This window comes from Ideonella sp., from assembly GCF_036277275.1.
Lineage (GTDB): Bacteria > Pseudomonadota > Gammaproteobacteria > Burkholderiales > Burkholderiaceae_C > Ideonella.
Window position 1 is genome coordinate 1 of the sequence record NZ_DASUNH010000017.1, and the last position, 15,191, is coordinate 15,191.

The following is a 15,191-nucleotide window of genomic DNA, read 5'->3' on the forward strand; positions in this document are numbered from 1 at the left end:
TCGTCGAACAGCAGCGTGCGGAAGTTCGCGAGGCCAGCGAAGGCCGTGCCGCCGGTCTCGTCGGTCGCGTACAAGCCCAGCCGCAGTGTGTCGGCCAGGGGCCACGCGCTGAAGACGGTGTAGACCAGCAGCGCCGGCGCCAGGAAAACCAGCGCCGGCCAGCCGGCACGCTGCTGCTGTGAGCTCATCGTCGCTTTCTCTTCGAGCTCGTCAGCGTGCCGGCGAGTACCACTTGGCGAAGCCGGCCTGAATGCGCTGGGCCGCATCCCTCGGAGCCATCTTGCCGTTCAGCACCTGCGAGTCGACCGTCCACAGCTCGTTCTCCATGCTCGGCTCGCCGCGGCTCAGGATCTGCGCATTCAGGCGAATGGTCGACTTGCACTGCGCACGCCAGCCGATCATCTGCTTGGCCACCGGGTCCTTCACGTCGACCGCGTGCTTCGACAGCGTGAAGAAGCCCGTTGCCTTGTTGGTGTATAGCTCGGCAAATTCCTTCGAGGCCAACCAGTTGAGGAACACCTTCGCATCACCCTTGTTCTTGCTGGCGCTGTTGATGCCCATGCCGATGTCCGTGTGGTCAGACAGGTAGCAACCGTCACCCGCCTTGCGCACGGGCGGCGGGAAGGCGGCGAACTCCAACGACGTCTCTTTTTGATAGAAGGCGATGTCCCACGAACCGGTCGGCACGATCGCGGCGCGGCCCGACGCGAACAGGTTCTGCGAGTCGCCGTAGGTCTGCGCCTGGTAGCCCTTGGGCAGGTACGGCGTCCAGCGGGCCATCGTGGCCCACACGTCGACGAACTCGGGGTCGGTGAACTTCTTCTTGCCCTCGATCAGGCCGCGGCGACCTTCTTCGCCCTTCCAGTAGTTGGGCCCGATGCCGGTGAAGACGATCTGGTTCGTTTCCCACTGGTCGGCCGTGCCCAGTGCCAACGGCGCGATCTTGCCGGTGGCCTTGATCTTGTCGAGCGTGGCGAAGAACTCGGCTTCCGTCACCGGCGGCTTCAGGCCCAGCTCGGCGAAGATCTTCTTGTTGTAGAAGAAGCCGTGGATCACCGAGGCCATCGGCATGCAGTACGTGGCCTTGCCGTCGTCGGTCTGCCAGGCCACCTTGGCCGAATCAGGGAAGTTCGCGAGGCCGGGCTCGCCATCGAGCTTGTCGAGCCGGCTCTTCTTGAACAGGTCGAGCGACACGTCGAACGGGCGACAGGTGATCAGGTCGCCCGCGCTGCCAGCGGCCAGCCGCGCAAAGAGCACCGAGTTGTATTCGGGCGGCGAGGTCGGCGCGAACTTGACCGTGATGCCGGGGTGCGCCTTGGTGAACGCGGGCAGCAGCACCTCGTCCCACAGCGCCTTGTCGTCGGTGCGCCAGCTTTCGATGATCAGGTTGCCGGCGAAGGCGGGCAGGGTGCTGGCGGCCAGGGCCAGGGCGCTGATGGCGGTGCGGGTCGTGGTCATTCGCGTGTGTCTCCTCTGTGCATGGGCTGTCTAGGCGGGGCGCAAGGTACCATCGGCGCCCGTGTGACACGAGGGTCAGAAGCGGGCTCGCGGCATCGCGCTCAAGTGCTTGTCACGGCACAGTTTTTTGTCATGAGCCAGACGACCGGCATCACGGTTTCTTACATGCGTGCGCAGCCCTTCCCAGGATGGCGGAACATTGCTTTTGGGCTGCCCGCCTTACACAACATTGCACTTCGTCGGCATTCGTCAGGCGCCGTTCGAGCCGTGGTGGGCAACCTCGCTCTTATGCTGGCGGCGAGCTTCACGACGCTTGCCCATGCACAGAGCCAGGACCCGGCAACCCTCAATGTCTTGCACTGGTGGACCTCGGCCGGCGAGAAGCGCGCGGTCGACCAACTGGTGCTGCAGCTCGACAAGCGCGGCCTGGGCTGGAACGACGCGGCCATTCCCGGCGGCGGTGGCATGGCGGCGGTGAAGGTGCTCAAGGGCCGCGTGCTCGCCGGCGACCCGCCGGACGCGGCGCAGGTCATTGGCCGCACGCTGACCGACTGGGCCGACCTCGGCCTTGTGCTGCCGCTGGACGAGGTGGCGCAGCGTGGCCGCTGGAAGAGCACGATGTTCCCGGTCGTGCTGCAGGTCGTCACGCATGGCGGGCGCGTTGTCGCCGCGCCGCTGGGCGTGCATCGCATCAACACCCTGTTCTACAACCAGGCGCTGTGGGCGCGGCTGAAGCTCGCGCCGCCGCGCACGTGGGACGACGTGTCGCAGGCCGCGGCCGCGCTACGCCGCGCCGGCGTGACGCCATTGGCCTGGAGCGACGAACCCTGGCAGGTGGCCACGGTGTTCGAGACGCTGCTGCTGTCGGAGGGCGGTGCGTCGCTCTATGCCGAGCTGGCCGCCGCGCAGCGCCCTGCGGCCTGGGCCGATGCGCGCGTGTTGCGTGCTTTGACGCGCTTGCGCTGGCTGCGCCAGCTCGCTGGCGATGCACCGGGCGAGCAGCGCTGGACGAACAGCGCGCGCCAGCTCTACCGTGGTGACGCGGGCATGTTGATCATGGGCGACTGGGTCGGCGGCGAGCTGATGGCTTGGGGTGGTCAAGCGGGCCGCGACTACGCCTGTGCGCCGGTGCCCGAAACGGCCGATATGCACCTCTACAGCGTCGACACACTCGCGATGCTGCAAAGCCGCCGCCAGCGTGGCCCCGCACAAGAGAAGCTCGCCGACCTCGTCACCCAACCTTCGATGCAACTCGCCTACAACCAGGCCAAGGGCTCGGTGCCGGTGCGCATCGACATCGACCCGGCTCAGCTCGACGACTGCGAGCGCGACTCCTGGCAGACGCTGGCCCATCCCGGCAGCCGCGTCGCGCCGAGCATCGCCCACCGCATGGCCGCCGACGAATCGACGAAGGACGCACTGGCCGACGCGCTGCACCGCTTCGTCACCGACCCCGCGCAGACGCCCGAGCGCGCGCAGGAGAGGCTGGTGGCGATCGTGAAGGGAGCGGCGCGGTGAGACTCCTGACGACTGGTGAGATCGCCGTGCAGACGGGGTTGATCGTTACGCAGGCGCACGCCGCCTGCGCCAGGCCAGAGGCAGCCCTGGTGCCGGTGACCAGCCAGCAGGTCGCGGCCCAGCGGGCACAGCAGGCGCTGGAAGCCAAGTTCGGCAAGGCGGAAGCAGAGCGCTTTCGGCCCCCCAAGCTCCAGTTCGATGCCAGAGCCAGCGCCTGGATGGCGTACTTCACCCAACGGGGCCCGTACTTCATCATGGACGGCGACGTGAATGTCTGGGTCAAGGAGCGGACTGGCGAGACTTGCTTGGCCGTAGGCATCGACGTTGGCAAATGCCTGATCGCGATGTACCCGGAGATCGACCCTGGGCCCCCTGAAAACTCGTGCCCCACAGAAGGCTCGCAACCTTGAAAGAGATCTACGTATCCACTGACGTCGAGGCCGATGGCCCGATCCCCGGCCCGCACTCGATGCTGAGCTTCGGCTCCGCAGCGTTCAACGCCGAAGGCGAAATGCTCTCGACCTTCACTGCGAACCTCGAACTGCTCGAAGGTGCCGCGGGTCATCCCGAGACGATGGCCTGGTGGGCCGGGCAGCCTGAAGCCTGGGCGCAGACGCGAAGCAACCCGCAACCGCCCGCCGCGGCGATGGCGAACTACCTTGCGTGGCTGAAGGGGGTGCCCGGCAAGCCGGTGTTCGTTGGCTATCCCGCCGCCTACGACTTCCTGTTCGTCTACTGGTACCTGATGCGCTTCACCGGCGAGAGCCCGTTCAGCCACTCGGCGCTCGACATCAAGACCTTCGCGATGGCGATGCTGAAGCTGCCGTACCGCGAGTCAACCAAGAAGCGCATGCCGCGGCGCTGGTTCCCGGCCAGCCCGCACACTCACGTGGCGCTCGACGATGCGATCGAGCAGGGCCACCTGTTCTGCAACATGCTGGCCGAGCATCTGGGTGTGGATGCCAAGCGATGAACCTGCCCCGCAAGCGCACCATCCTCGCGGTCGACGACGACCAGAAGACGCGGCAACTGCTGAAGCTGTACCTCGAGAAGCACCAGTACGTCGTGCAGCTCGCGGCCGACGGCGAGAGCTTTCGCAGCGGCTTCGAGCGCTACCGCGACGAGCTGAGCCTGGTGATCCTCGACGTGATGCTGCCGGACACCGATGGCTTTGCGCTGTGCCAGATGGTGCGCCAGCGCGCGCCGATGCTGCCGATCATCATGCTGACCGCGAGTGCTGACGACACCGAGCGCATCGTCGGGCTGGAGCTGGGCGCCGATGACTACATCGGCAAGCCCTACAACCCGCGCGAGCTGCTGGCGCGCATCAAGGCGATCCACCGCCGTGCCGGCATGGTGGGCGAGGGTGCGCCGCGCTACCTGAGCTTCGCCGGCTTCCGGCTCGATCGCCTGGAACGCACCTTGAGTGCGCCCGATGGCGAGAAGGTGACGCTGACGGCGATGGACTTCGACCTGCTGCGCCTGTTCGCCGAGCACCCGGGCGAAGTGCTCGACCGCGCGCGGCTGATGGAGCAGACGCGCGGCCGCGACCTGGGGCCGACCGACCGCTCGCTCGACGTGCAGGTGAGCCGCCTGCGCCAGCGCCTGGGCGACGACGGCAAGCAGCCCTCGCTGATCAAGACGGTGCGGGCGAGTGGCTATGTGTTCTCGGTGGAGGTGCAGGCCTCCCATGACTGAGGCCGCCGAAGCCACGGCAACCGGCACCAACAGCTGGGCCGACCGCCTGCTGCCGCGCTCCTTGCGCGGTCGGTTGATGCTGACGATGGCCGCCGGCGTGCTGCTGAGCCAGGGGCTCGGCACCGCGATCTGGGCCTGGCAGCTGCACGAGAGCGCAATGCGCGATGCACGCGAAGCCGCGCAACAAACCGCGCGCAGTGCCGCTGGCGCGATCCGCTTCTTTCGCGACCTGCCCGAACAGTACCGGCCGATCATCACCGAGCAACTGCGCACGATGGGCGGCACGCGCTTCTTCGTGCAGGTCAATCGCTCGCGCGTGCCGCTGCAGCCCATCGAGCCATCGCAGCTGGCCGACACGGTGACCACCGACGTGCGCAGCCGCCTGGCCGGCGACCTGGGCACCGGCGCGCCACTGGAAGTGGCGTTCGTCGCGCCCGACGCGCAGCCCGTGACCGACGATGGCCGCACGCTGCGCGACCTGCCCGAGCGCTGGGTCGAAGGCTCGATGCTGTTGCGGCCGCGGCCCGCGCCGCTGCTGGTGATCCAGGCCCAGTTCGAGCAGAGCGGCTGGCTGCTGCTCGCGACGACGATGCCGGACCCGTACTTCCTCGACAACGCGAACCCGTTGACGCGCGACCGGCTGCTGCTGCAAGGCGCCACGCTGCTCACCGTGCTGCTGCTGGTGCTGTTCGCCACGCGCGGCCTGACGCGGCCGCTGCAGCGACTGGCCAGTGCGGCGACCGCCTTCGGCACGGCGATGCATCAGGCCCGCGTGCCGGAGATCGGTACGGTGGAAGTGCGCAGCACGGCCCGCGCGTTCAACGAGATGCAGGCCCGCATCCAGCGCTTCGTCGAAGACCGCGAGCGCCTGTTCAGCAGCATCTCGCACGACCTGAAGACGCCGATCATGCGGCTGAAGCTGCGCACCGAGCTGCTCGATGACGACGCCGTGCGAGCCGACTTTCACGAAGACCTCGACGAGCTCGACGTGATGGTCAAGGGCGCGCTGCAGAGCGTGAAAGACAGCGACATCCACGAGAACCTGGCCGAGATCCGGCTCGACCGGCTGGTCGAACGCCTGACCGACGCGGCACGTGCGAGCGCGGCACCGATCACGCTCGCCGTACCGCCGATCACGGTGACGGCGCGACCGTTGGCCCTGCGCCGCGCGCTGGGCAACCTGATCGACAACGGGCTGCGCTATGGCGGCAGCATCGAGATTGCCGCATCGATGGAAGAGGGCGTCGCGACGATCGAGGTGCGCGACCGCGGGCCGGGGCTGCCGGAGGATTCACTCGAAGAAATCTTCGAGCCCTACGTGCGGCTCGAGCATGGCCGCGAGGCGTATCGCGAAGGCTCCGGACTGGGCCTGGGTATCGCCCGCCGCATTGCGCGTGCGCACGGCGGCGACCTGCGCCTTGCCAACCGCGAAGGCGCTGGGCTGGTGGCGCGGTTGAGCCTGCCGGTGGTTGATGCCGGCCTCGCCGCCGGCACGCTGCAGCCGGAATAGTCACTGCGAGGGGCCGTTTCGTCCCTTGTCTCCCAGCCGGTGGGTCCATCCGAGGTGTGAGGCGAGCGGCGGCTTCATGTGGTCACGGTTGTCCTCATGCTGTATTCACGCCGTGCTAGGGATACCGGTCTTCGGTTGCAGCGCCTAGAGTGACTGCACCACTGTATCGTTAGGGGGAACTTCTTGAAACCCATTCTTCATTGGCCCGCCGTGGCGGCGCTGACGCTGCTCTCGGGCCTGGCGGCCCCGTCGCACGCCGTGGTCTACGACTGCAAGGCACTGCCTGTCGAGGGCAGCCAACCCTACGCATACCCGACGGCCATCAACAACAAGCTGCAGGTGAGCGGCGACTCGACCTTTTCCGACGGTCGATCCGGGGCTGCGCTGTGGAAGGGCAAGCGCACCCTGGTGGACCTGAACAGCACGCTGCAGGGCCCGCTCTGGGGGTCGTGGGCGAGCGATCTCAATGACCGTGGCCAGGTGGTGGGCGAGGCGTCGTACCGTTGCGGTGAGTTCTGCGAGCGGCGCAGAGCCATCTTGTGGCAGGACGGCGTGCCCAGCGAATTGCCGCTGTTGCCTGATGCCCATTCCTCGTTGGCGCGTTCGATCAACAACAAGGGCCGTGTCGTCGGTGACATGGGCCTCAGCGGCGCGCGGCACGCAGTGCTGTGGCGTGACGGCAAGGCGTTCGACCTCGGCGCGCTGGGCGACCGGCCCGCCGACACCTACAGCGAAGCCATGTTCATCAATGACGACAACGTCGTCGTCGGACGCAGCAATGGCGGCCCGATGGACTTCAATTCGCACGCCGTCATCTGGGATGCCAAGGGCCGCATCACCGACTTGGGCCCGCTGCCGGGGGGCGACTGGGCGATCGCGATGTCCGTCAATCGCGCCGGGACGGTCGTTGGCAGCAGCAATGGCGGCGCCGACAATCTCACCCATGCAGCGGCGTGGCAGGGGGGGCAGGTTTTCGAGCTGGGCACGCTGACGCCCGGTTGGCGCAGCCATGCGTCGGCCATCAATGACCAAGGCACCGTGGTCGGCGGCGAAGACATGGCGGGCAACTACACTGCGCTGGTCTGGCCGAGCATCCACGAACCGCCACAAGACCTGAAAGCCCTGGTGGGCAACAACTGCCACAGCAAGCAGGGCTACAGCCTCGACGACGCCGTGGGCATCAATGCGGACGGGGCGATCGTCGCGCGCGGCTACAAGGTCGGTGTCGGATTCGTCGCCTTCTTGCTGATACCCCGCTGATCACCACCGCGACCCCGACCGGCGCATGCCGGCAGCGAGCACGTCGCTGCCGGCAGAACGGCGCAGGTTGCGGTGTCAAAGCGGTTGACGTCGATCCGAACGCGTCAGCACCCGACGCCGGTGAGATAGGCCGTGGGCGGGTTCTTGCCCGGCTTGGCCTGGGTGGACAGGATGAGCGCTTCGTGGCCGCTGTTGCTGCCGCCGATGCCGAAGAGGAAATCAGGCTTGCCGTCGCCGTCGAAATCGCCCAGTGCATTCAGCCGGACGTCCCAGCCGAAGCCGCCCAGGTCGTACTCGAAGCGTTCGCCGTCGATTTCGAGCGAGAACTGAACACCTTCGCCGTAGGGGCGGCCGTCTTCGGTGCGAAGACCGTTTTGCACCGTGAAGGCGTAGGGCATGTCGTTCAGCTTCATCTGGAACCGGTAGCCCAGCTCGGGCAGCAGCGTCGTGCCGCCGTTCTTGAAGCGGTGGATCGGCACACTGCCGGCTTTCCACGTCACGCTCGGCACACGGACGTAAAGGTCCGCAGCCACGTCGTCCGGGGTCTGCTGCAGTTCGCCTTCTTGGGCCTGGGTTTCAGCTCGTCTGACCTGGTCGGTGATCGGCTTGAAAAGCTCGCGCGCTTCGGCGGCGGCCAGCGGGCGGATGGTGAGTGTGGCGGCCTGCGCGTCCAGCAGCAGCACGACCCAGCCATCCATGGGCCATCGCGTCGCCGATGTGCCTTCGAACGGCGCAGGGACGAGGAAGGTGCCGACGCTGCCGCCCCATTCGCCCTGGCGCAGCAAGGCACCCGGCGCTGGCAATGGCCCAGCGAATGCACTGGCTGATGCGACCACGGTCGTTGCGGCCAGCACCGTGGTCAGTGCGTTTTTCAAGGCAGTCGAATGGCGTTGTGTCATCGCTGCCCGGTGGTGTGCCTGGTGTTCATGGTGCCGAATCATGCCTGGTGCCCCTCGATGGCGGTGTGAGAGTTTCTTCACGCGCGTGAGGGAAGTCGCCGCGCCGCGAAGGCCAGCGACAACAGCTGCGCTGTGGCGACAACATCGAGATCACACCGTGCCCATGGCAGAGAGCGTCGCGACGATCGAAGCGCGAGACCGGGCGGTGCACGCACCGGCTGGAACACGGCTGCGAGGCTTGCCGGCAGAGCTCGGGACCGGGTTTGGGCATCGCCACCCGGGAGACGCACGCCCGGGCGGTCAGCCTGCGCGAACCGTCTTGGGCTTGGCAGGCGAGGCGGCATGCCTCGATTGCAGCTTCACCTGTGTGCCGTAGCTGCGGTAGCGGTCCTGGAAGGCCTGGGCCCGTTCGTGCAGCTCACCGCTGTTTTCGATCAGGGCGCCGTGCTGCAACAGGGTATGAATGGCCAGGTCCATCAGCTTCCCATTGAGCGACTTCTCTGCAGCGTCGAGCAGGGTGCGCACCGCTCGCCCCGGCTCGCCGGCGACCGTGTGCGACACGGCGGCCTCCGCTTGATCGCAGATGAGCGCGTACCGGCTGCGGATGATCGGCTCGAAGTCCTCGCGGCCCTGGCCGGCGCGGCACAGCAACTCGCAGGTCGTGCGCGAGACTGCAAATCGGTCAGCCATTTGGGTCAGGGTGTCCGACACGTCGCCCAGCCTCACTTCGCGGGCATGCAGGCGGGCCAGGATGCCCAGCAGGTTGCATGCAGCCTCGAACTCGTAGTTGGGCTCCATGACTTCGCGCAGAGATTGCCGCGTCAGGGCCACGGCGTCGGCGATCTGGCGGTCCAGGAGCGCCTTCAGCGTCAGCAGCATGTCGACGAATCGACGCAGTCGCGCGCTCTTGGGTTGAGCCTCCAGCGCTGATGTCAAGGCATGAAGCGATTGGGTCAGCCCGCGCAGGTCGCCCCGGTCATGTTGCAAGGTTCCCAGCAGCACCAGGCCCTGCAGGTCGAAGACCTTGGAGTTCTGGCCGAGCGCCGCCGCCCGTGTCAGGGCATCGGCGGCTTCCTTGGGATCACCGTGATAGAAGGCCAGGAGACCGAACTTCATCATGCGTGACACGCAGCCCGGCGTCAGGTTGCTGGCACGGCGCAGCGAGTTCAGCGCTTGCAGGTGCTCGCCCTGGTCCAGCAGCACCTTGCCCATCACGTCGTAGGCGTCGGCGTAGCGCGGTTCGTCGTTGAGCAGGCTCTCCAGCGTGCGGCGTGCCACCTGGAAGCCACCGGCCTGGTACTGCGAGCGAGCGAACCCGAGCCGCGCCCAAGGCACGGCGCGGGCGCTGATGACGGCGTCGAACATGGCCTGCGCTTCCTGGGTGCGACCGACGCGCAGCCACAGTTCGGCGCCGATGCGCGCGGCGTTGAGCCAATTGGCGCCGCGCGATTCGCAGCGGCGTTGGCAAAGTTCAGCCGCCTCCAGGTAGGCGCCTCGTTCCACGCACTCGATGATGTCCGCCAGTGCCTCTTTTCGCTTGAACGACTGAAGGACCCGGTCGCGAAGGGCCTGGCTGGTATGCGGCTTGATGAGGTAGGCGTCCAGTGCGGCTTCGGCGGCCTCGGCCACCTTGGCGTAGCCCGCCTCGCCGGAGATCATCACGACGACGGTCGACAGCGGAAGCAACTGGGCCAGGCGCAGGTCGTCCATCAGATCCTGCCCCGACATCGGCTGATTGTCGAACGCATGCTCGCAGACGATCATGTCGAAGCGCTGATGCTCGATCAGCCTGCGCGCGTCCTGGGCACGGCTGGCCTGGACGACCGTGCCGAAGCCCAGGTCGCGCATCATCGCGATCAGCATCGTGCGAGACGCAGGGTTGGCGTCGATCACGAGGGCGCGACGCTGAACCATGTCGCCCCACGTCGTGCCGAAATGGGTAGTGCTTGTCATGTTGGCGAGGGCGGGGCCAAATGGCCCGCTGAGTTCAGGGCGCGTACTCTCGTGAGTTCGTCCGGCTCTTGACGGCCCCGCCGCGGCATCTTCTTGTACTTCGATATGCCGGCGTGGGGGCAAAAGGCTGCGCTGCCTTGAATCGACCTATCGGCCTGCGCGATGGGTTGTTGAGCGCAGGTTCGTCGGCATCGCGGAAAAACCCGCATTTCGGCGCACTCCTGACCTGATCTCCTTCTGTGGGAGAGGACCCAGAGGAACCTGCGCGCCGACGGCACGCCGCAACGCGTGGTCTGCCGGCTGGCTCGATCACGTGTACGTGGTGCCGGTGAAGAAGTGACGCGCGGTCACGAGGGCGCGGCTTACGGGCTGCGCCCCGTTGCACTGGCCATTCAGCGGTCAACGAGCCTCAATGCGTCCATCACGTCCTGCCACGAGACGTACTTGAAGTTCTGCGGCCCGTCGGGCAGGCGCTTGTGGCCGTCTTGCACGACCAGCAGGCCTTGTGGGTAATCTGCGCCGAGCGTGGCCGACGTGACGTCCAGCCCATCGGTCTCGGAGGCGCCGTCGATGCCGGCCGCTGCCGACAGGCCGATGCGGAAGGCGCCGCGCGGCGTGAACGGCGGCAGCGCGTCGATCACCACGTAGCTGTCGTTGCCCTGGCTGGACGCGACCAGCCAGCTCGCTCGCTGGCCGCGGTAGACGGCCAGGCCCTCGACATCGGCCTTCAGCAATGGGCCGACCGGCAGCACCAGCTCGAGCTTCGGCGCCACATCGCCGCGCGACGACAGCGCCCAGATGCCGCGGTCTTCTTCGCCGACGAACAGACGCTCGTTCGGTTCGTCGACCACGCAGCCTTCGGGTTGGCTGGCGAGGCGGAAGCTGCGCAGCCGATCGGCGTGCCAGTCGAGCCGGCCGCCGGCGGCGACCTTGACCGTCAGCCGAAGGTGAACGAAGCGGCCGTCCTTGTCGTTGGCGAACACGTCCAGGCCGTCTTCGCGGTTGCGTGCGGCGCAGATGCCGTACAGATCATCGAGGCCCGAAGGCAGCCGCGCCAGTTCGGCAACGACGCCTTTCGCATCGATCTCGAACAGCACGATGGCCTTCTCGTCACGCTGCGTGGCGACGGCCAGATCGCGCCATCCGTTGCCGACGCGAATGCGCTGGCGCAGGTCGACGTTGTTCAGCCGGCCGCTTTCCAGCAACTGGGTCTGGGCGCCTTGCAGGTCGTAGACGAGCAGGCCCTGCTTCTTGTTGGTCGCCAGCACGCGGCTGTCGCCCGGCCGCTCGGGGTGAACCCAGATGGCCGGGTCGTCTGCCGCATCGCCCAGCCGGGCGACGGGCGCGGTCTGCTGACGCGGCAGCACGATGGGCAGGGTGGCTGGACGCGCACCGGCCGGCAGCTTGATCGACTGTTCGGCCTTCTTCTTGCCGTCTTTGGCGGAGACCTTCAGGTGCGTGCCCTGCAGTTGCAGCCGGTGCGGCGCGAAGTCCAGCGTGCCCCACGGGTGGCGCAGCGCCAGCGGTTGGCGGGCGACGCTGCCTTCTGCGCCGATGTCGTAGGCCCAGACGCCGAGTGCCGGCTCGGCCACCAGCAACATCGCCCGCTCGTCGTCGGCCACGCAATCGCCGGCCTGGATGGGCAGTGCGACGTGGCGCAGCAGCAGCGATCCTTGCGGGCGCAGCAACCATTGCTCGGCACGGCCGTCTTCGGCGATCAGGAAAAGGTTCGGCAGGCCTTGCGCATCGAGATGCAGGCACAGCGTCTCGATCGACAGCTTGGTCTGCGGCGCTTGCGGCCATGGCTGCAGCGGCGGTGCGCTGGCGGCGGCGGTGGCGGGTGCGCTCACGACCACCGGCTGGCTGCTGTCCGCATCCAGCATCACGGCCAGCAGCGTGGCATTCGGGCCATGGCCGAGCGTCCGGGTGTCGAGGTGTTTCGCGCGCAGGGCCAGGCGTTGCGCAGGTCGACCCTGTACATCGTTGAGCACGAGGCCCTCATGGTCGAGCTTGAAGCCGGCCGCCGGTGCGGCGTGTAAGGCAGGGTGGGCGCAGGCCAGAGGCAAGGCGATGGCCAGCGTTCGGATCAAAGCTGTGAAGGTCATGGCGGTGGGCTCAGAACGCGGTGTACTTCAGGCTTAGCTTGAATGTGCGGCCGTACTGCTCGTACTGCGCATTCTGGTCGTGGTGACCCACGTAGACGTAGTAGGCCGTGTTGTTCAGGTTCTGCACCTGGGCGTTCAGCTGCCATTCGCGGTTGATCTGCCAGCGGGCGGAGAAGTCGAGCTGGGTCTGCGCGGCGACCCATTGGTCCTGCGCCGCGTCGGTCACATCGCCCACCTCCAGCAGGTAGGCCGACTTGTGGTTGGCCGCCAGCCGGACGCTGTACGGCCCGCTCTCGTAGCCCAGCATCAGGTTGACGCTGCGGCCGGACTGGCTGGGCAGGCGGATCTCGCGCGACTCGGCGCCTTGCGCGATGCGCGCCGTGCTGCGCGCGAAGGTGATGTTCGCGCCGACGATCAGGCCGTTGAACGGCGCCGGCAACGCGCGCAGCGCTTGCGCCCACGAGAGCTCGATGCCGCCGACCCGCGCCCGATCCCCGTTGACGAAGGTTTCGGCTTCGTCGAAGTCGACCCAGCCGCCGGTGCCGGCCACGTCGGTGCGGTAGACGAAGTCCTTGATGCGCTTGTGGAACAGGTAGGCCGACACGGCGCCGTCGCGGTCCAGCCGGCGTTCGATGCCGAGATCGAAGTTCGACGAGCGCGCCGGCGACAGCTGCGGGTTGCCGAACGACGCCTCGTCGCCGTCGATCACCGTGCCGGGGGCAAGCTGTTCGAAGGTGGGCCGCACGAGCGAGTTGCTCCAGGCCGCGCGCACGCTGGTGTTCTGGTCGATGTCGTAGCGGGCGTGCAGGCTGGGCAGCCAGGCGTCGTGGCGGCGCTCGGCATGGATCGGGCCGAACTCGCCGTCGATCAGGCTGGTGCCGTCGGCACGCAGGCGGGTGCTCTCATGGCGCACGCCGCCAAGCAGGCGCCAGTCGCCGATGTCGACGCTGCCTTGCAGATAGGCCGCGTCGACGTTCTCGCGGATGCTGTAGTCGGCGATGTGCGACTCTGCGTCGTCGATGAAGTCGGCCAGGTCGAGCCCTCTGACCGCGGCGAGCACCTTGCCGGACGAGAGCGCCGGGCCGAAATCGCCGAATGCGTAGTCGACGGTGCCGTGGGTGTAGCCGGACATCGCGGTCTCGGTCACGTCGTCGCTGCCGACAACCCAGGTGTTCTCGTCGTTGCGCTTGTGGCGGCGGCTCAGCTTCGCGCCGAACTTCAGCTCACCGCCGATGTCACCGCTGCTCCAGCGGTGGCTCAGGTCCATCTGGCCGTGCTGCTCGTTGTCGGTCGTCATGCCTTGAGCGACTTCGATCTCGTCGAGGCTGTAGCTCCCCGCGTCGTACAGGCTCGACGGCCCGATCAGGTGGGGCTTGCGGGTGCTGGTGTAGCCGACGCCCGCGAAGTCGTCGTTGCCTTCGAACACGGCGGCAGGCACGTGGCGTGGCAGGTCTTCACCAGCCTGGCTGGCGCCGAGCGCCGCGTTGAGCTTCCAGTTGCCGAAGCGGCGCTCGGCGCCGAGTTGCAACGAGAGGATGTGCTGCGTCTCCTTGCGCGCCTTCAGCTCGCGCGCGACCTCTGCTTCACCCAGCTCGCTTGGCGCCTGCGCATCGTTGAACTCGATGACCTGTGCCTCGCGGTGTTCGGTGTCGGCAAAGCGGCTGGCGAAGCTGCGCAGTGTGTAGCGCTCGCCGTCCGCCGGGCGGTAGTCGAGGTTCAGGGCCAGCGCATCGCGTTGCCGGGTGATGCGGTAGTCGCGCCGCTCGAATTCCTCGAGCTTGCCGTCGTCCCACGCGCCGCCCGTCTCGACGTTGTCCGAGCCGAAGCGGCGTTGCTCGCTGCTGGCGCCGAAAGCGACACCGAGCTGGCCGTCGAGAAAGCGGTCGCTCCAGATCAGGCTGCCGCGCGGGCTGGTCCGGCTGGTGTTGTCGTCGTGGGCCGCGCCCAGGTCGACCGCGAAGAATCGGCTGCGATGGTCGAACGCCGACAGCGTGACCACCTCGATGTGGCCGCCGATCGAGTTGGCATCCTGGTCGGGCGTCAGCGTCTTGCTCACTTCGAGCGAGCGGATCAGGCCGGCAGGCAGCACATCCAGTGCCACGGCGCGGCGGCCGCTCTCAGGCGCAGGAACCAACGCGCCGTTGATCGACACGCCGTTCAGGTCGGGGCCCAGGCCGCGAACGCGCACGTAGCGGCCTTCACCCTGGTCGTTCTCGACCGAGACACCGGGCAAGCGCTGCAACGCTTCGGCGGCATTGCTGTCGGGCAACTGGCCGATGCCGTCGGCCCGCACGACGCTGAGGACGCGATCGGACGCCTGCTGCGCATCCAGTGCGTTGCGCAGGTTGATGGCCTGGCCGGTGATGACCACGGTCTGGGCCGGCGCCTGGGCCTGGGCCCGGGCGTTCGGGGTCGTCGCCAGCACGGCGACGGCGGCCAGGGCCGTCAGGTGTGGCTGAAAGGGAAGGGGAGGGACGGAGCGCATCGTTCGGTACTTCGGTGAGCGGGCCTGCCGGCTGGCGGGCAACGGCCGCGACTGTCGAAGCGCGGCGTGACAGTCCCGTGACGGGCGTGGCGGCCGGGCGCCGTGCCTGCCAGTGCCTGAGCCGCCAGCACCCGGCGTGCACACAGGGCAACGCGGGGTGGCCGGGGGCATGAGGGCTGCGGGGCTGAGCTGTTTGAACCCCTCGCCCGCATTCGGCGTCGACGCCACGGTCTTCCACCAACGTCGCAGCTGAAACGGCGACGTCATAACCAGGGGTTAGCCTCGGCGCCCCTTCTTGATTGCCC

At 67.6% G+C, this 15,191-nt stretch carries 11 protein-coding genes and 1 pseudogene; 6 read left to right on the plus strand and 6 right to left on the minus strand.

What is annotated here, in order from left to right; translation table 11 throughout:
• Positions 1–188 (minus strand): annotated as a pseudogene (locus VFY73_RS03515) (sugar ABC transporter permease); the annotation flags it as partial.
• 22 nt (positions 189–210) lie between these two features.
• Positions 211–1,458 carry an ABC transporter substrate-binding protein gene (locus VFY73_RS03520; RefSeq protein WP_329716528.1) on the minus strand — a complete coding sequence of 416 codons (1,248 nt, stop codon included), beginning with the start codon at positions 1,456–1,458 and terminating at the stop codon, positions 211–213.
• A gap of 270 nt (positions 1,459–1,728) precedes the next feature.
• On the opposite strand from VFY73_RS03520, the gene VFY73_RS03525 reads away from it, so the two are divergent.
• From VFY73_RS03525 to VFY73_RS03550, 6 genes are all read left to right on the plus strand, one after another.
• Positions 1,729–2,976, plus strand: coding sequence for an ABC transporter substrate-binding protein (locus VFY73_RS03525; protein ID WP_329716529.1), 1,248 nt, complete (start codon positions 1,729–1,731; stop codon positions 2,974–2,976).
• Entirely contained in the window at positions 2,973–3,386 is a 414-nt protein-coding gene (locus tag VFY73_RS03530) for a hypothetical protein (protein WP_329716530.1), read from the plus strand. Before VFY73_RS03525 ends, VFY73_RS03530 begins: the two co-directional genes overlap by 4 nt.
• Positions 3,383–3,949, plus strand: a complete 567-nt coding sequence (locus VFY73_RS03535; RefSeq protein ID WP_329716531.1) for a 3'-5' exoribonuclease domain-containing protein — start codon at positions 3,383–3,385, stop codon at positions 3,947–3,949. Before VFY73_RS03530 ends, VFY73_RS03535 begins: the two co-directional genes overlap by 4 nt.
• Positions 3,946–4,674: a response regulator gene (locus VFY73_RS03540; RefSeq protein ID WP_329716532.1), complete on the plus strand. Its 729-nt coding sequence runs from the start codon at positions 3,946–3,948 to the stop codon at positions 4,672–4,674. The genes VFY73_RS03535 and VFY73_RS03540 overlap by 4 nt, the downstream gene beginning before the upstream one ends.
• Complete coding sequence (locus VFY73_RS03545; RefSeq protein ID WP_329716533.1) at positions 4,667–6,184, plus strand: ATP-binding protein; 1,518 nt, start codon at positions 4,667–4,669, stop codon at positions 6,182–6,184. The genes VFY73_RS03540 and VFY73_RS03545 overlap by 8 nt, the downstream gene beginning before the upstream one ends.
• Before the next feature lie 183 nt (positions 6,185–6,367).
• Positions 6,368–7,444, plus strand: coding sequence for a hypothetical protein (locus tag VFY73_RS03550; RefSeq protein ID WP_329716534.1), 1,077 nt, complete (start codon positions 6,368–6,370; stop codon positions 7,442–7,444).
• Between the two features lie 104 nt (positions 7,445–7,548).
• Here VFY73_RS03550 and VFY73_RS03555 read toward each other — a convergent pair whose 3' ends face one another.
• The 4 genes from VFY73_RS03555 to VFY73_RS03570 form a co-directional block, all read right to left on the minus strand.
• A complete protein-coding gene (locus tag VFY73_RS03555) occupies positions 7,549–8,319 on the minus strand; it encodes a hypothetical protein (protein WP_329716535.1) in 771 nt (256 codons plus the stop codon).
• Between the two features lie 324 nt (positions 8,320–8,643).
• Positions 8,644–10,296 carry a response regulator gene (locus tag VFY73_RS03560; protein WP_329716536.1) on the minus strand — a complete coding sequence of 551 codons (1,653 nt, stop codon included), beginning with the start codon at positions 10,294–10,296 and terminating at the stop codon, positions 8,644–8,646.
• Between the two features lie 392 nt (positions 10,297–10,688).
• Positions 10,689–12,401, minus strand: coding sequence for a phytase (locus VFY73_RS03565; RefSeq protein WP_329716537.1), 1,713 nt, complete (start codon positions 12,399–12,401; stop codon positions 10,689–10,691).
• A gap of 10 nt (positions 12,402–12,411) precedes the next feature.
• The gene (locus VFY73_RS03570; RefSeq protein ID WP_329716538.1) at positions 12,412–14,886 is read right to left on the minus strand and encodes a TonB-dependent receptor; all 2,475 of its coding nucleotides are present in this window, start codon (positions 14,884–14,886) and stop codon (positions 12,412–12,414) included.
• Positions 14,887–15,191 lie beyond the last annotated feature (305 nt).